Annotated in this window: 13 protein-coding genes and 1 pseudogene; 9 read left to right on the top strand and 5 right to left on the bottom strand. The window is 45.3% G+C overall.

Annotation, left to right across the window (positions count from 1 at the left end):
• Positions 1-11: 11 nt before the first annotated feature.
• From L4D79_RS00355 to L4D79_RS00345, 3 genes are all read left to right on the top strand, one after another.
• Positions 12-1043 (top strand): LLM class flavin-dependent oxidoreductase, encoded by a 1032-nt coding sequence (locus tag L4D79_RS00355; protein WP_428645824.1) that lies wholly within the window; start codon positions 12-14, stop codon positions 1041-1043.
• Between the two features lie 107 nt (positions 1044-1150).
• Complete coding sequence (locus L4D79_RS00350; RefSeq protein ID WP_428645821.1) at positions 1151-1435, top strand: DUF1330 domain-containing protein; 285 nt, start codon at positions 1151-1153, stop codon at positions 1433-1435.
• 167 nt (positions 1436-1602) lie between these two features.
• Positions 1603-2334, top strand: coding sequence for a GntR family transcriptional regulator (locus L4D79_RS00345; protein WP_428645818.1), 732 nt, complete (start codon positions 1603-1605; stop codon positions 2332-2334).
• Positions 2335-2415: 81 nt separating this feature from the next.
• Here the strand turns inward: L4D79_RS00345 and L4D79_RS00340 are convergent, their stop codons facing one another.
• Positions 2416-2817 (bottom strand): OsmC family protein, encoded by a 402-nt coding sequence (locus L4D79_RS00340; protein ID WP_428645815.1) that lies wholly within the window; start codon positions 2815-2817, stop codon positions 2416-2418.
• Between the two features lie 230 nt (positions 2818-3047).
• Here L4D79_RS00340 and L4D79_RS00335 point away from each other — a divergent pair, with 230 nt between their 5' ends.
• The 4 genes from L4D79_RS00335 to L4D79_RS00320 all read left to right on the top strand — a co-directional run bounded on the left by L4D79_RS00335 (position 3048) and on the right by L4D79_RS00320 (position 9133).
• Positions 3048-3971 (top strand): M14 family metallopeptidase, encoded by a 924-nt coding sequence (locus L4D79_RS00335; RefSeq protein ID WP_428645812.1) that lies wholly within the window; start codon positions 3048-3050, stop codon positions 3969-3971.
• 209 nt (positions 3972-4180) lie between these two features.
• Complete coding sequence (locus tag L4D79_RS00330) at positions 4181-5677, top strand: hypothetical protein (RefSeq protein WP_428645809.1); 1497 nt, start codon at positions 4181-4183, stop codon at positions 5675-5677.
• A gap of 80 nt (positions 5678-5757) precedes the next feature.
• On the top strand, positions 5758-7047 hold the full coding sequence (locus L4D79_RS00325; RefSeq protein ID WP_428645807.1) for an alpha/beta fold hydrolase: 1290 nt from the start codon (positions 5758-5760) through the stop codon (positions 7045-7047).
• Between the two features lie 217 nt (positions 7048-7264).
• Complete coding sequence (locus L4D79_RS00320) at positions 7265-9133, top strand: putative ATP-dependent zinc protease (protein ID WP_428645804.1); 1869 nt, start codon at positions 7265-7267, stop codon at positions 9131-9133.
• 66 nt (positions 9134-9199) lie between these two features.
• Here the strand turns inward: L4D79_RS00320 and L4D79_RS00315 are convergent, their stop codons facing one another.
• A complete protein-coding gene (locus tag L4D79_RS00315; RefSeq protein WP_428645801.1) occupies positions 9200-10471 on the bottom strand; it encodes a CHRD domain-containing protein in 1272 nt (423 codons plus the stop codon).
• 451 nt (positions 10472-10922) lie between these two features.
• The gene (locus L4D79_RS00310) at positions 10923-11507 is read right to left on the bottom strand and encodes a sugar O-acetyltransferase (protein ID WP_428645798.1); all 585 of its coding nucleotides are present in this window, start codon (positions 11505-11507) and stop codon (positions 10923-10925) included.
• A gap of 702 nt (positions 11508-12209) precedes the next feature.
• Here L4D79_RS00310 and L4D79_RS00305 point away from each other — a divergent pair.
• Both L4D79_RS00305 and L4D79_RS00300 read left to right on the top strand, forming a co-directional pair.
• The gene (locus tag L4D79_RS00305) at positions 12210-13469 is read left to right on the top strand and encodes an SLC5/6 family protein (RefSeq protein ID WP_428651666.1); all 1260 of its coding nucleotides are present in this window, start codon (positions 12210-12212) and stop codon (positions 13467-13469) included.
• A gap of 522 nt (positions 13470-13991) precedes the next feature.
• A pseudogene (locus L4D79_RS00300) lies at positions 13992-15428 on the top strand (chitinase); the annotation flags it as partial.
• 256 nt (positions 15429-15684) lie between these two features.
• On the opposite strand, the gene L4D79_RS00295 reads toward L4D79_RS00300, so the two are convergent.
• A complete protein-coding gene (locus tag L4D79_RS00295) occupies positions 15685-16392 on the bottom strand; it encodes a hypothetical protein (protein ID WP_428645795.1) in 708 nt (235 codons plus the stop codon).
• Between the two features lie 36 nt (positions 16393-16428).
• On the bottom strand, positions 16429-17928 hold the full coding sequence (locus tag L4D79_RS00290; RefSeq protein ID WP_428645792.1) for an allantoin transporter: 1500 nt from the start codon (positions 17926-17928) through the stop codon (positions 16429-16431).
• Positions 17929-18266: the final 338 nt, after the last annotated feature.

Raw genomic sequence — 18266 nt, 5'->3', positions numbered from 1 at the left:
AGGATACTGCTATGAAATTCTCTCTTTTCCTGCACATGGAACGCTATGATGACAACAAAACTCACCAAGAATCATTGGCTGAACTGACAGAGCTGGTGCAAATTGCTGAAAAAGGTGGTTTTGAAATGGCGTGGGTTGGCGAGCACCATGCTATGGAGTTCACCATTGCGCCCAACCCCATTAACTACATTACTTACCTTGCCAACAAAACCAGTACAATTCGCCTTGGCGCTGGTACGTTTATCGCTCCATTCTGGCATCCGGTAAAGTTAGCAGGAGAAGCCGCACTCGCAGATATCATGTGTGATGGCCGTTTAGAATTTGGTATTGCCCGCGGCGCTTACCAAGCCGAATTTGATCGTCTGATGAATGGTATGCCAGCAGCCGATGGCGGCAAATACCTTCGTGAAATGGTGCCCGCATTACAGAAGCTATGGACTAGCGATTATGCCCACGACGGTGAACTCTTTCAGTTCCCAACAACCACCAGCGTGCCAAAACCTCTCCAGCACCCTCACCCACCAATGTGGGTTGCAGCACGCGATCCCGATTCACACAACTTCGCCATTAGTAGTGGCTGTAATGTGATGGTAACGCCACTACAGAAAAACGATGAGGAAGTACAAGATCTGATGAACAAGTTCAATGAGGCTTGTGCAAACAACCCGCAAGTTGACCGCCCAGACATCATGCTACTTCGACACACATTCGTTGGCGAAAACGAACAAGACTTAGCGGCAGGTACCGATGCCCTGCACCACTGGTATTCCATGTTTATGGCTTGGGCACGTAATAACCAAACCCCTGACGATGGCTTCGTCAACCGTCTAAGTAGCGAAGATCTTGGTGAAGGTTTCAGCAAAGAAGTACTCCGTAACAACCTTGCAGTTGGTACACCAGAGGAAATTGTTTCCCGCTTGAAGTACTACGAAACACTCGGAGTAAGCCAATACAGCTACTGGGCAGATAACAGCCTTAGCTTTGAAGAAAAGAAGAAGTCACTACAGCTGTTCATCGACAAGGTTATTCCACAATTTAAATAGACGTAACACTTGTAACTACTGCACTTGAGACAATCTCTCTTTCCTAGCTTGCCCCATTAGCGTGGGGCCTTTTTACCTAAAGCAATTCAGCGAAAACGGAGTAGACCATGAAGGGATACTGGCTTGCCCATGTAACTGTACACAATCCGGAACAATACCAGCGCTATACGGCATTAGCGCCGCAAGCTTTTGCCACTTACCACGGGAAATTACTTGCTCGCGGTGGGCGCTACGTCCAGATGGAAGGTGAAGAACGCCAACGCCATGTAGTGATTGAATTCCCGTCTTTTGAGTCGGCGCTGGCATGTTACCATTCTGATGCTTACCAGCAGGCTGCCGCCCAACGCAAAGGGGTTGCAACGGCCGAAGTGGCGATTGTTGAGGGCATCTAGATAACAATGGGCATAGAAGCAAAATAAACCGACATTGGAATTAACAATCACTTATAATCGCCAATGTAGAACGACTTATAATCAAAGAGATGCACTAAAAAGCACATGGTTTTATCAGCTTCCCAGCAGCTTGCTAATGGAATGCTATACAGTAGTGAGAATACAGCATGATTAGGCAACCTTCGCAAATTACCAAGATTGACAACAGCCGCATTCCTTTGCGCGAGAAAGTGCTAGCAACCCTCAGAAGCGCTATCATGAATTTCCAGTTAATGCCGGGTGATCGCTTAGTTGAGCGGGATCTTTGTGACATGCTCGGAGTCAGCCGTACATCCGTACGTGAAGCCCTGCGTCATTTAGAGTCAGAGGGACTGGTTGATTATCTTGAAAACAAAGGGCCCATTGTTACTCGCCTAACGCTGGAAACTGCCAAAGAAATATACGAGTTGCGAGCAAGTCTAGAAAGCCTGATCGTCCAGCTGTACACGCTTAATGCCACCGACAAGCAATTACAGATGCTTGAAACCACCTTACACTTGCTGACTCGCCGTTTAACCCAAGGTAACGTAGCCAACATCCTTGATAGTGTGAATGACTTCTATGAATTACTTTACGAAGGCTGTGGAAATCAAACGGCGGCCAAATTACTTCGCCAGCAACAAGCTCGCATCAACCTGCTACGCGCGACATCTATCTCACAAGAGAACCGCTATATGCAGAGCATTGAAGAAATGAGTGCCATTGTTGATGCCATCATGAAGCGTGATTGTGCTGCTGCACACCATGCCTGTATTGAGCACGTCCGCCTCGCATCAGAAGTTGCACTTGCGGCAATGGCGGAAAAAGAAGGCATCAATGAAGTACCCTCTATCTTCGTTTCTGAGTATTCGCTGACATAATCTTCTCAAACCGCCTCTGTACATAAAGAGGAGCCAAGCGGCAACGAGTTTGCCGTTTGGCCTGAAACGATTTAATAAAACTTAGCCGCCAACTATTTCAACGCTGTGTGTTACGTTAATTTTCGGCTGTAACATTAAGCAAACGTGGCAGTATTTTTCCAATGCCCCTTTTGCAGCCGCCGACACCTGTGCAGCTGATACATTGTCAGCTTCAACAATAAAGTGCAGGTTAACCGTTTTGTACAAACGCGGGGAATCCTCTGTTAATGTATAGGTCAGTTTATTCTCTAGGTGTTTAAGAACAACGCCCTGCTCCTGCAACCCCATCACTACATCGGTGGCACTGCAAGACCCCAGCGCAGACAACAAGATCTCTGTCGGACAGGGTGCCTGCTTACCATCGGCGTCAACGGTGAATTCAAATTTATCTTCAGTAACAACGTTAAACTGGCAGTTATCCAGCCAACTGACACTTATTGCCATCGTGATTTTCCTACAAAATTAAGCAACTCAATCTCCCTGTCTCCTAACACTCATCCACACTGTGCCCCAAACCGCCTCATTAGATAACAGCGACTTAACTTCGGCTCACTAGTTTCATCAATAAAAAAATGGATAGAAGCAGATTTATCCCTATTATCAATACGTTTGATTCACAATCAACAGTAGATTACTCTGTTTGCCACAGGAGTAAACACAACACAAGGCGAATAATGGAAATCTCAAATACATACCCTATCGGTACCGTAGGCCAAAAATGGGGTGAAGAAGAAAAAGCCCAATGGCTAGCTCAGCAAACAATTAAGCGCTCTTACCAAGATGAAGTTGTCACGAAGATAGACGCCCTTCGTGATCGTTTTGATGTATCGCAATATGGTGCCCTCAGCTATGATCCAACAAAATATCCGCTATTGGTGATTAAGTCGCGTAACTGGAGTAACGATAAGCCAACAGCACTAGTAACCGGTGGTGTCCATGGTTACGAAACCAGTGGTGTACATGGTGCGCTTATGTTTGCTGATACTGAAGCTGAAAAATACGCAGAGCACTTCAATATCGTCATCGCGCCTTGTGTTAGCCCTTGGGGTTATGAAGTCATCAACCGCTGGAACCCACAAGCCGTTGATCCAAACCGCTCATTCTTCGAAAACAGCCCATCGGAAGAAGCCGCTAGCCTAATGGCTATGGTGAAAGAGCTTGGCGTAGAGATCCTTGTTCATGTCGACTTGCACGAAACCACAGACTCTGATGAAACGGAATTCCGACGCGCACGCGCAGCACGAGACGGCTTAGATCATTTTGAAGAAATGATCCCTGATGGCTTCTACACCGTGGGTGATACCGAAAACCCACAACCTGAACTACAAAAAGCCATTATCGACTCTGTTCGTAAAGTCACCCACATCGCTCCGCCAGATGCTAACGGCAAGATCATCGGATCACCGATTACCCAAGAAGGCGTCATCAACTATCCGCTAAAAGAACTAAGCCTTTGCAATGGCTTGTCTGATTGTACCTATGGCACAACCACGGAAGTTTACCCAGATAGCGAAAAAGTCACCGACCAAGAGTGTAATATTGCTCAGGTTGCAGCAATTACCGGTGCGCTGGATTACGTGATTAAACAACTAGGCTAGTCACTGCACTCACGTTATGGCTACACAGTTCGAAAGCTGGAGCCTAGGGCTCCAGCTTTCTTTATTTGCCCCTATCCGATCCCTGCGGGATGCCACCACAGCCTCAATCCATCGCACAAATTCCAACACATCTCTCAAATTAACCCGACACCCCGTGGTTAAAACTTCTATAATTATTTAATTTCAACAAGTTATAATCTCTGGTGGCTATGCGCATATTCTTTTTATTGATATTAGCGATGTTCGTTAGCGCCTGTTCGAGTACCCATCACACGGTTTATTCAAAAGACCTACAAAGCTGCTTCAACCACTTAATCACATTCAAACAAGAAGTGAAGCGCCAGCAAGTCCGCGATGGACAAGTTATCAACGACAAGACATTTCCTTATCTGGCCTTCGACCGCTTCAGCCAATCTCAATTACAACGTATTGAAACCGAAAACGACCGACGTCAGTGGCTCGACTACACATCACAGCTCGCGACTCACCAGCGCCAAGCTGAATTCAATAATCTGATTATTAACCCGTTCGACCTGCCGGTACTGGATTACTGCGCAGACAAGCTCACCGAAGAAGCCAAGCACAATGATCGGGTATGGGAACAAATCAACCAACAACAGATCTCTGTTGCTGACAGCTATGAGCCTTGGTTACGTGTATTTGGCCTATACCCACTAAGCAGCCGAGTTGCTCAATCCTCCATCGATAAAGAAAAGAAAAGGATCTTGCTGGGGTTTAGTGAAAATGGCTTCAACGAGCCAGACAGCCGCACTCGTCAATACCAAATCGCACAGAGCCATATAACACAGAGCTTTGCCCAAGACAGAAACTCAGAAAGTGCGTCTCTTATAAGCCAAGTAAAAATAGAAGAATGGTTCAGTGATGCCCTTATAGAATCGACAATAGGGTGGCCGATGCTAAGCGATAATCAGATCTCACGGCTGTATCACTATTACTCCCCTTTAATAAAAATAGAAAACAGGACCTATGATGATATCCCCGGAACAGTACGTTATTTAGCGAATGAGCAGCAACCGGCGGTCGATCCCTCAAAACCTGCTATCTACCTGCACCACAGTTACACCCAGTTATACGGTAAGACATACCTACAGTTGAACTACAGCCTGTGGTTTGCCAACCGTACCCCAACATCATCATTCGATCCCTACGCAGGAAAGTTTGACGGGGTATTACTGAGGCTAACACTCGATCACCAAGGACGGCCACTCTTACTCGACTCTATCCATCACTGCGGGTGTTACCACATGGTTTTCAACCTTACCGGCCGCTTCGAATTCAACAACCCAAGACCTGATGTTGAAACGCCGCTAATGTTCCAGCGGCTTGTTCCTACTGGCTCATCATCATGGTCAGTGACCCTGTCACACAGAGAGCACATGATTAAGCAGTTGGATTGGTATGATCAAGACCCAGCCACAGAGGCTCAAAGCCTGCCTCTCAAGCCCGTCTATTATGACCAACTGCGCCAGCTTCCCACCAGCAAAAAGCATACGGTCAGCCTGTTCAATCAACGCGGAATGCTTCCTAGCAGCGAGCGGTTAGAAAGTACCTACCTATGGCTATTCGGCATTCCCTCAGCAGGCGCAATGCGTCAGCTCGGCCACCATGCCATTGCCTTTGTCGGCATCCGCCACTTCGACGAACCCAAGCTGTTTGAACAAATCATACGACCAGTGGAACCATGATGGGTTTATCGCGAGATGAGAATAAAAAGGTGTTAGTATGAGATCCTATCAGTTTGAATTCGCTAGTAAAGGAGCTACCTGTGCAAACCTCTTTCATCGATGGTGATTTACTTTACCGTCAGCATATCTTTGAAGTCCCTCTTGATTACACCAAGCCAGATGCACAGTCTATTTCGGTCTTTGCCCGCGAAGTTGTTGACCTTGACCGCCAAAACGAAGACCTACCTTGGCTAGTCTACTTCCAAGGCGGTCCCGGCTTTCCATCACCGCGGCCAGACAGCCGCTCAGGTTGGTTGAAGCGTGCGCTGCAACAGTATCGCGTACTGCTATTGGATCAGCGTGGCACTGGCAACAGCACAGTGATCAGCCACCAAACATTGGCCCACATGTCTGCTCAAGAACAAGCTGACTACCTCGGTCATTTCCGTGCCGACAATATTGTCCGTGATGCCGAAACCATAAGGGAAAAGCTAGGTGTCCAGCAATGGTCAACCCTCGGCCAGAGCTTTGGGGGCTTTTGTACCCTGACTTACCTCTCTTTCTACCCACAGAGCCTGTCACGTTCTTATATCACCGGCGGTGTCCCCTCGTTGGTTCGCCATGCCGATGAGGTCTATCAGGCTACTTATCAGCGGGTTCAGGACAAGAACGATGCGTTTTTTGCCCAGTTCCCGTCCGCACAAGCGCAATGCCAAAAGATTGCCGATTACCTATTGGATAACGATGTTCGTTTGCCTAATGGGCAGCGTTTCACCGTTGAGCAATTTCAGATGATTGGCATCAACCTTGGCCGCAGTGATGCCAATGTGCCGATGTACTACCTGCTCGAAGATGCCTTTGTTGAAGCCAACGGTAACGCAGCCCTCAGCTATGCTTTCCTAAACGCTATGCTGGCTGAGCAAAGCTACCAGACCAACCCTATCTATGCGATTTTGCACGAGCCCTTATACTGCCAGCACTCAGCATCGAATTGGTCTGCCCACCGAGTACGAGATAGCTTCCCGCAGTTCAATTACCAGAAAGGCGGTACCTTTAACTTCACTGGTGAAATGGTCTACCCGTGGATGTTCGATCAGTTCGAGTGCCTGAAGCCATTACAAGAAGCCGCAAACCTGTTGGCGGGGCGCACTGATTGGGCTGATTTATACGATATTGAAACACTGGCAAAGAATACCGTACCGGTAGCCTGCGCAGTGTATGCGGATGATATGTATGTTGAAATGCAGTACTCGCAGGAAACGTTAAAAGGCATTCCTAACACCAAAGCATGGATCACCAACGAATATGAGCACAACGGCCTTCGCGCCGACGGTGAGCGCATTCTGGATAAGCTGATTCAGATGGCTGATAGCGTGGCAAACTTACCGTAAATTTATCTTTTATTTTTCCCCTTGAGGCACTTCGCTTCTCGGGGAGAAATAACACAGATAACTGATTCAAAAACCTTTTTCCACCAAAGTTTTGCAAAGATTCTGTTAGAATTACTGAATCTTTGCTGAATTGGTGCCAATAAGCCGCTTTAGCGCTACCTTTAAACAGTACACTTAACCAATTGAATTTCCCTTCGCTAATTGATACAGGAAACCTATGACTTCCCTACGACTGTTGACCACCTTGTGCTTGGCAGCCTTCGCTGCTTCTCCCGCCATGGCGAAAAACACCCAGTATGAAAGCATTATTGAAAGCCGCGCTGAAATCGACAATAAAGTAGTGTTAGGCCGCACCGAACTCGTCTACTTTCCTGCTATTGATTCGCTCGATAATATTGGCCTTCCAGCCAAGATTGATACCGGTGCTGATTCAACCTCTATCCATGCCGAGAACATCACGATTACGACGAGTGAGCCGGTATTTAAGGGACTTGAAGGTGAAGAGTTGCTCGATGCTATCGCTGTCGAATATGACGCACTGGGTAGCACTCAGCTTCGCGATCGGGAAGACAAAACCAATATCATGGTGAGCTTTGATATCAGGCACCCATACAGTGGCGAGTTAATCCGACTCGAAAAGCCTCTGTTTCGATTAGCCATGATCAAAAGCCGAGGCGATGGGCACTTAGCCCGCCCCGTGGTTAATTTAGATCTCACCATCGCAGGGAAAACTGTCCCTACCGAAGTCAACCTGGCCAACCGCGAGCGATTTTCCACCCCTATTCTGATTGGTAAAACGTTTCTTCGAAATACCGCTTGGGTCGATGCCGGTTTTGATTACTTACAGGCACAGCCTGATGCGAAAATCATCGGCCGCAAAGAGCATGCTTCTATTGGTACCTTGCCGCTAGAAGTGAGTACCTCTTTCGATAGCCGCTACAGTATTCTGCACGCTCTTGATATCAAGGTCGACGAAAAGCAAAAGACCGTTAGCTTTACCCTAGAAGGCCGTGATAAAACCCGCCAGACAATGACCGCACCGCTTAGCCGAATGCTGCGCTTTAGCAATGTACAAAGACCTATGGTCTATTTGCCAGTTAAGCTAGGAGACTCTGAACAGTATATTCAGGTATATCTAAAAGATCGCACCAAAAACCACAGCCAGCTGCGTTTAGGTACTGAAGCGCTTAATCAATATTTTGTGGTCAATTTAGGTGCCAGCTACTTAGGTAAATCTGACTTGGCACCGATTTCGTCAATGGCGAAAGACGACTCGATTTTAATGATAAGTGGTGAAGAAACGATCAAGATAGACGGGGTCAACCTCAATGCTGGTCCTTCAGGCATTATCAAAACGCCACTGCTAAAAGTCTCGCAAATCGACGAGCAACGAACTGAATACGGCCGCATGATCCAATACACCATCACAGATGCCAATGGCAAAACCCACAAAATAGACAAACCACTGAAAAGGAAGATCCGTGTGGGTGATCAAGTCCGCCCTGTTGTCGGAACTGAAATTTCACTGCCATCGTCATTATTGCTGCGTGATATTGCTCTCGAAACCAGCGAGCAAAACAATAGCCCATACAGTCAGTTAGAAATCAGCCCTGATTTGATCCCTGGCGATCTATTAGTCAATACCCGCACCACCCAGCTTCTCGATAAGCACTCCCCAACGCAAGCGGGTTATATCGAGCAACTGAATATGGATAGCATGCAGTTCCCGGTTAAGCTGGATACCGGTGCCGATGTCAGCTCAATGCACGCCACCGATATCAAAACTTTTACCGATAACGGCAAAGAGATGGTCACGTTTACTTATAGTAACCATCAAGGCAATGAGAAAACCTATACCCGCGAAGTCGTAAAAACTATGCGAATCAAGGCGCGAGCTGGTGAGAAACCGAGCAGCCGCTATGTGGTTAAAATGACGGTGAAACTGGGGAATACAGAAACGGAAATTAACGTCAATTTACGTGATCGCAGCCGTTTTGAATACAGCATGATTTTGGGTAAAAATTTCTTGAAGAACAATATCGTGGTGAGCAGTGATGCACAATTTATCCTGACCAACAAAAAATAACGCCCTAAACACAAAGGAGCTTTTCAGCTCCTTTGTGTTTTTCTGACTCTTCTTTATCGAATACCTTTACTCTATCTGTCCGCGGACTTCACCACTCGGCACATCCGGGGTATGAACATTGAGGTAAAGACCTGCCGACAATAATGTTTCTGCCGTGTCATCATCAATCTCAACTTGACCAGGACTTCGCCAGGTTGAAGCTCCATCTTGCTCCAACGCCACAATGACCCCACCATTGATACCCGCTTCACCCTCGTGAACATGGGCGGCAACGGCATCATCCAAGCCCGTGGTGTAAATAAGCACAGAAAGTAGGTTGGTATCAGTATCAAGCCAAACATAGCCATCACCAGCACCATCAGTGACAACTGGAGGCACTTCCTGGCTTCCATCAAGCCCGAAGGCAAACAGCGTAACCGAACTTGAAAATATCTGGCCTCTTAGCTCGCCACTTGGCACATCAGGGGTATGAACATTGACATAGTGTCCACCCGCTAACAAATCCTCAATAACATCGGCATCAAGGGTTGCTCCTTCTGGCGTTTGCCATACGTTTGGATCATCAGTGCCCTGCTCAAGGAAGACCACGACGCCCCCATTTTCACCCACTTCACCTTCATGGATATGGGCTGCAACCGCATCCTCTACGCCTGTCGTCACCACTTTCAAGTTCACGGCGTTTGTATCGGTGTTGACTGTCGCATAGCCGTTACCCATAGCATCAGACTCTATTGCCGGCACTTCTTGGCGGCCGCTAAGGACAAAGGCCAAAACTTCGGTGTCACCATCAACGATTTGCCCTCTGACTTCACCCGAAGGGGTCTGCTGGGTATGCACATTGATATACCACTCTTCATTAAGCAGCATGTCTGCTTGTTCAGCAGTGATCTCTACCTCCTCAACCGACATCGTGCCATCACCATTATCGATGAACTCAAAAGCTACCGGGCCATTTTCACCAACTGTGCCCTGATGGATGTGTGCGGCAACCACTTCTTCAACACCACTAACGTCAATTTCTGCGGATAAAAGAAAACGCTCTTCATCGTTTTCTCCACCATCACCGTCATCATCATCCTTTTTATATGAAGCGTTATTACCCTCTTTATCGTCTATTTTATCTCCTGCCGACACTTCATTGATCGTCACATTCACAAAATCATCATCATGGCTCTTTTCAATCAGGAGCGTCACCACACCAGAAGCCATGGCCACAGTTTCAACGGGTGGCACTTCCTGTGCACCAGACATAGTGACGTCAAATGTCATTTCTTCGTCATGACAACCAACCAATGATGTTACCGTCATCAGCAATACCCAAATCAAGTGTTTACCCATACCCCCTCCAACACCAACTACTGACTTGTGACGCAAAGTGTAGTTGTCAGGATGTGCCTCAAAAGCCATACATTGACTCAGAATTAAGACACCCAACTCAAGGGTAAGAAAAGTCCTAACTATCCGGAAATTCCAAGCCAGAAACTGGCCACTGAGCTAAGGTGAAATATCTCCCATAAAGAGCAAGTTGCGCAGAGCGCTGTGATAGCGAAAGTAAATCAATGTCAAAGAGGAGGACTTTTTGCGTCGATTAATTACAATTAATAAGTTAATGAATTAAATCTTAGGGAATGAGTATGAACACTCAGAAGCTCGTTTGGTCCGTTGCTGGGATGCTTATTACGTTTCCAACGCTTGCCGTTGGTGTATCTGAATGGCTCCACTGCCCGCTGATCGATCTCATGTATTAATCACAATATCCATACTGGGCAGCAGAGCACCTCATCGTTTATTAGGCCAACGCTGACTTATCGTCATTGATAGCCAAAGTACGAATAGGCTTCGCTGGAGAGCCTACACATACCGTATTCGCAGGCAAATCTTTCGTCACCACACTACCCGCGCCAACCACAACATTATCGCCAATCGTTACGCCTGGGCATACTGTCACATTGGCGCCAAACCAGACATCACTACCAATCGTGATTTCCTTTGCAAACTCTTCGCCAGATGCACGCTCAACCGGGTCAAGCGGGTGCCCAGCTGTCGCAATGACCACTCCCGGAGCTAGCAAACAGTTGTCACCAATAGTGATCGGCGCACAATCTAGGATGCTACAACCGTGGTTAGCGTAAAAGCCCTTGCCCACTTTCAGGTTGTAGCCATAGTCACAGTTAAACGGTGACTCGAGCCAAGCGTCAGTCTCTTTGCCCAGTAGCTCATTAATCAATGCTTTACGGGTAGCTTGCTCTGTTGGGCACGTTTGGTTCAATGCAAAGCACAATTTCTTTGCTTTTTGGCGCTCTGCGACAAGTTCTTCATCCCACGCTTGGTACATCTCGCCTGAGATCATCTTCTGTTTTTCTGTTACTGCCATGTTTGGATCTGCACCTTATTAATCCGGCAAAACCGGCTAAAAAATTGAAGCTATGATTATTCCTTAGCACTTTAACAATTGCTGCTTTTACGCTGGTTTACGTTGTCAAAAACGCGCCTAGATCACATTCGGCGCAAAGAAATGGGAAAGTTCCCATTCAGCCCAAACTAATCACTCATAAGGTTGGGGTGTCCATTCACTCAACAGGTGGATTAACTTGGAATTCATTAGACCAATAGAGGAAATTCCTGTCAGCTTACTGATAAGCAACTAAGCAATGATCAAGAACGTGAAGTGAAACACGTTTTGCAGTAACACCGACTGCGCTGAATGTGAGGATTAAATTATTGATTCTTTGAGGTATGCCTAGTTTTATTGGTACTTGGTATGACAAAAATCAAAGTAAGAAAAATCATTTCTGCCCTCTTCAAAATAAGATAAAAAGATGCTCGTTTTTCTCATTTTCAGCGAAAAGTGAGAATGTTTTTCTCCTATTGATAGCACTATTATGCCCACACAAAACTTCTAACACATATCGGCCCACATAGGCTGCTGAGTCTATTTATATAATTTTATAAAATAAAATCAGCACCTTAGCTGGGCTAGCAATAATAATAAACCCTACACGGAGTAGCTATGAGTGCGCAATCAGAGGCCCTAACCGGCACCCCCAACCACCTCCCACCACACATTAAAGCAGGCATGAGCGAAGCGGAATGGAAGAAAGCCACTAAATTCGATAATGTCGATATTGGCTGGATTGTCATGAGTATTGGTATGGCAATTGGGGCTGGCATTGTCTTCTTACCTGTCCAAGTTGGAATCATGGGTATTTGGGTATTCCTGCTCTCCTCCATCATTGGCTATCCAGCGATGTATCTGTTCCAAAAACTGTTTATCAATACCCTTGCTGAATCTAAAGAGTGCAACGATTACCCTGCAATCATATCGGGCTACCTTGGGAAAAACTGGGGGATCGCTCTGGGTGTACTCTACTTCATCATGTTGGTGATTTGGGTGCTGGTCTATTCACTCGCAGTAACCAACGACAGTGCCTCTTACCTGCACTCTTTTGGTGTCACTGAAGGACACCTCAATGAGAATATCTTCTATGGACTGGGCCTGATCTGTATCTTGTCTTTCATTGGCAGTAAAGGCGAAAAGTTACTGTTCAAACTGTCTGGCTTTATGGCAGTTACCGTGCTGTCACTCGTTGCTGTAATGGGGCTATTGCTTGTTGCGCGTTGGGACTTCAATAATATCCCTGCTGTCGGTGATGTTCTGCCAATGCTCAAAGATGCCATCATCACCTTGCCATTTACCCTTACCTCTATCTTATTTATCCAATCTCTGAGCCCAATGGTGATTTCTTACCGCTCCCATGAAAAGTCTATTGAAGTGGCACGTTACAAAGCAACCCGCGCAATGACAGTGGCTTTCAGTATTCTATTTGTTATCGTTTTCTTCTTCGCCATCTCGTTTACTTTTGCTATCAGCCAAGAGCAGGCTATGGATGCGATGAACAAAAACGTGTCGGCTCTAGCCATTATCGCTCACTATTACTCAGGTAGCTGGGCAACAGTTGCAGGAATTGTCATTAACATCTTTGCAGTTGTCACTTCATTCTTCGGTGTGTTCCTTGCTTTCCGTGAAGCATGTAAAGGTTTAGCGATGAATATTTTGCTTCGTAAATATAAAGAAGAAGAGATAAATAAAGAGTGGGTCAACAAGGGCGTTATCACCTTCATTATCTTGCTGGCATGGTCGGCGATTGCCCTAAATGCACCAATCCTATCATTCACATCGATTTGTAGCCCAGTGTTTGGTTTAGTTGGCTGCTTGATCCCAGCTTACCTTGTCTACAAGGTTCCATCCCTACACAAATACAAAGGCACAGCAACCTATATGATCATCGCAACGGGTATCTTGCTATGTATCTCACCGATTCTGGCCTTCATCTAAATACCTAAACCCAAGTTACCTCAAGGTGAAATAGCTCGGGTATAATACAAGCCCACGACAACGTAGCGTGTGTGGGCTTTTTACTCGCTGTTCAAACGCGACAGAGCTTCCAAAACGACAAGCACTCTTTCCCCACCAGACAAAAACAGGCTGAAGTCACTCGCACAAAATGAAATTGACCATTTTTCGTACAAACAGATAAAACCTCTACTCCAAATAGCCAAAGCAGCCCACTGCCAGTCACAGTGACCAATAAACCAGGCATGCTAGATATTTACATTCAAAATACCCTTATCACTTAGTCGATCCCTCTAATCCCTTTCACCTCACCTTCAATAACAATCTCTTTATAGTTAGTTATCTCTAAGCATTTTGTGCTGACACAAAGGCAACCTCACACCTTTAGCACACATGCTAAACCTGCGGAATGTTGATGTGTAATCTCGACATCAAGAGTAGAACAGGATCGGCATGGCTTAGCGCACATTAAAAACGTGAAACTAAAATTAAAGGAATAATGACATGTTGAAAAAGCACACTCTCGTCGCCTTAATTGGCTGTACGATGGCAGCCAGCAGCTTTGCGATGACAGTCCAACCAGACCCTGACACTCCTGATGGCTACCTCGTTCTACGCGCTGATGTACTAGCCGCAGAACAAGCAAAAACAGCCAACCCCATGTACGCCATATGGGCCGATGCCCTCAGAACCCTACCCAATAACAACGTTGAAGCCATACAACCCGGTTTAGCAAGCAATCCGATCAACGTGGTTCGAGCAGAAAAAGTCTTTCCTGAAACAGAGTGGAGCTATCTCACTCAAATGGCTGCCCCGGAATATACCTATACCCGTTTTCTCAGGGCTATTGGAAAATTCCCGGCGTTTTGTGGCGACTATACCGATGGCCGGGACGCAGATGCCATCTGTAAGAAATCCATCATCACCGCTTTTGCCCACTTTGCTCAGGAAACCGGTGGGCATATTGCTGTTGATAACACCTGGGATAATCCTCACGGCTTAGAAGAGTGGCAGCAGGCGTTAGTGCACGTTCGGGAAATGGGGTGGTCGGAAGGTCAACCTGGCTATACCACCGGATGTGGCCAGAATGATTGGCAAAATAAGAAGTGGCCATGTGCGACAGGCCAAGGCTACTTTGGCCGTGGCGCTAAACAACTCTCATACCATTTTAACTACGGTGCTTTTTCAGAAGTCATGTTTGACGGTGATGCAACGGTGTTGCTCAATAACCCGGGGCTAGTTGCCGATTCATGGCTAAACTTGGCGTCCGCTATTTGGTTTTTCCTCACTCCGCAAGCGCCTAAACCTGCCATGCTCCATGTTATCGATCGTACCTGGACGCCGTCACAGCTAGAAACCGATGCCGGCATCGGTTACGGCTTCGGTACCACGATTAATATTATCAATGGCGGTATTGAGTGTGGTGAGCATAACAAGGATAAAGGCCAACCCGTTAACCGTATCCGGTACTGGGAAGGGTTATCAAGTCATTATCAGCTTCCGACTCCAAGCGATGAGAAAAACACCTGTTGGCAGCAAACACCTTATGGCAGCCTAAACCTACAAGGGGCAGCAGATGTCCTTTACACCAACTGGGATGGCGATTGGTCCTACCATGCAGACCGCCCAGGTGGGGTGTCGTTCGAATGTAAACTCGTCGGCTACCAAACCGCATACTCAGCATTGGTCGAAGGGGATTACGAGAAGTGTGTCGCCAATCTGTATGAATCACATGCTGGCTGGCCAAAAGTGAAGGTTGTTAACGATTTGGGTACAATCAATCCCCCAACCGAACCACCTGTCACTGGCGATTTTCCAGCTTGGGATAGCACTAAAGTCTATGTTGGTGGAGATAAAGTCAGCTACAAGGGCGTAAACTATGAAGCTAAATGGTGGTCTCAAGGCAATGATCCTAGCAAAGGCGACCCTTGGAAAATAATCTAAGTTCTCTTAAATACACAGCTTTTAAATAAATTAATAAAAACAACGCCCACCATACGGTGGGCGTTTCTTCTAAACCTAGAACATACATCCAAAAGAGTACAAATAAGCGACACTCTCTAGATAGCGAAAATTAATCAAACCTAGAGTATCGGAGTAAGTAACTCCATCTAATGAAAAAACACACAGAACTGTGTTAAAACAGGTCTGTCACTCAATCAAATATATGAAGTTGTTAAGTTGCGGTTTATTTAATCTAAGGGGTAATAGCCCAGAACATCATTCCAGTTACTAGTGGAATATTTATATGGCTAAAATCGAAATCATCGCTATAGTAGGTCGGTTCTATGTCACTAAATAAATTAGTTTGACCATCAATAAAAACTAGCTTTCCATTTATTTTCTCTGCATACAAATAATGACTGTTATCTCTAATTAAATCTTCCATCAATCCAACGCCAACGACAAATCGAGTTCCATCGCCATATTTACTCATTTCAGAGTATGCTTTACTGCTTGTGATATCTGCCTGAACTAATCGATACCATTCACTTCCATTGGGAGTATCTAAAATAAGCCCATCATTTTCTGTCTTTGACTTCAGATACATAGACAAACACGACACTTGATCTTCTACTGGCTGCACATATCTACTCCAAAAGAAAAAATCACGATTACGCAATAATGCCATTGCTTCTGCCTCCACCAGATGAGTAGACTGTCTGGTTGCTAAGCCCACCGCATTTAAGGAGCAGTTATTAAGTTTGTTATCACTGTTTTCGGTAACAACTGCAGTATTAATTATTCCTCCTATATCACTACATATAGACATACCATAATCATACTCATCTGGATGATCTTTCTTAAATCTAGAGTTGAAAACTGTCACTGTAGTCATTAACTTATCAAGCGTTTCATTATCAACAGTAGCTTTATCTTCAACCCAAGTGTTCATATTTACCATTTTAATATCCCTTTATCCTTTAAATTAAGCCTAATATTATTTAGCAGAGGCAGGTTCCGTTTGTAAAACCTCCTGCTCCTCAGACTGAAGGTATGTTGGGTCCTGGGCCATTTTCCTTTTAGTGAAAAAAGCATAAAGGAAGAATGCCGTAAATACACCCGTAAACCATGATACTTGCGATAGTGGTTTCAAAGCAGGAATAAATTCACCAATAATAGCGGCAATTGCTGCAGTTATCGTGACACCAAAAGCCAATGTGTTATAGCCATTTTTAAAGTAATTATATTGTCCAGGCTTTGTATAGAGTGTTTCGAGATCAACATTTCCTTTAAGGATGACAAAGTAGTGAGCTAGCATAACGCCTAAAACTGGACCGAGCATGGCACCAATCAAGTTAAGAAACATAAACAAACTATCTTGGCTTTCCATCAATTTCCAAGGGCAGATGATGACACTTATCACACCAGCAATCATGACCCCTTGACGATATGTCAGTTTTGGAAATAAGGCGACTACCTGATAGCCTGCAGGGATAATATTAGCGGTCGCATTGGTTGAAATCGTAGTCATGAGAATTACAACACTTGCAAATGCAGGAATAAACCATCCATCAAAGTTGTTAACAATATCAAGGACATTCCATGTATCCACACCGTAATGAATGCTAGCACCAGCCAAAATCATCACACTGGTTATGGCGAATAGTGTGTAAGCCACAAAGAATCCAAGAGTCTGGCCTCTCGCTTGCGCTTTGTCATTTTTCGCATATTGTGTGAAATCGCAGTTTCCAACCGCAGGGCATGCCCACACAGCCACCAACGAGTTCATCACAATAAAAAATTTAAAGAATGAGCTACCTTCAGATTGAACTTGTTCAGGAACATAACTAAATATATTACTCAAGCCTGCCTGATATACAGCCCAAATGGCTAAACCACCAAAGACAAGCCAAATAAGGGGGTTAAGAATTGCAGTAAACTTATTTAGTACATCACCGCCGTAAAATGCAATCACCATATTAATAGCCCAAAAAACTAAAAACGCTATCATTGCGGGGATGCCGAGGCCAAGAATACTTCCTCCTCCGCCAATTTCTAAGAATGCAGGCCAAAATTTGCCGATCAAAATCAACATGGCGCCAGTACCAGCAGTATTCATGATGCCAAACCACATAATTGAAGCGATCCCGCCTCTTAACGTACCAGGCAACAGTGCCCCCTTCACGCCATATGAACCTCTCAATATCATGGCGAATGGAATACCATACTTAGAGCCTGCCAAACCATTTAGCACCATTGCCGCTGCAACCACAAAACTACTGAGAATAATCGCGGTCATCAGGCCAAATGTACTGAGCCCTAATGTTAAAAAGCCACCCACAGCAATGTAGCTTGGAATATTGTGTACAGATCCCTGCCATAAAGTGAAATAGTTAAAAGCATTCCATGTCCGCTTCTCACTAGGTTTGGGGAGCATATCATCCTTATAACCTCTTGAGCGGTACTCTTCTATGATGGCCTTATTTGTTTCACTCATTATATTTCCTCTAATCATATTGGTGTTATTTATGATTAAATATAAAACCCATAGAAAAGATAATAATTGAATACAGGCACATAATATGAAGAAAAATAATTATTTTGATAATCCCAATTATACCATTCAAACAGTTTATAAGGTCAACCAACTAAAAACGTTCAGACATAACAGTAAAATACTATAAATCAACAAGATAAAGATTAAATGAGACTTGGGATGAACAAGTGTTTTTATATTAAAAAATCTTATTACAAATTAAAATATGATTTGCATCTCAACAATTCACACCCGAGCTTTTCAACTGACCATCCATTACCTTAATTAACACCATCATA

The organism is Photobacterium satsumensis (genome assembly GCF_050336935.1).
Classification (GTDB): Bacteria; Pseudomonadota; Gammaproteobacteria; order Enterobacterales; family Vibrionaceae; genus Photobacterium; species Photobacterium satsumensis.
Note: the sequence above shows the minus strand (reverse complement) of the source record. Positions and strands in the feature narration are given on the sequence as shown.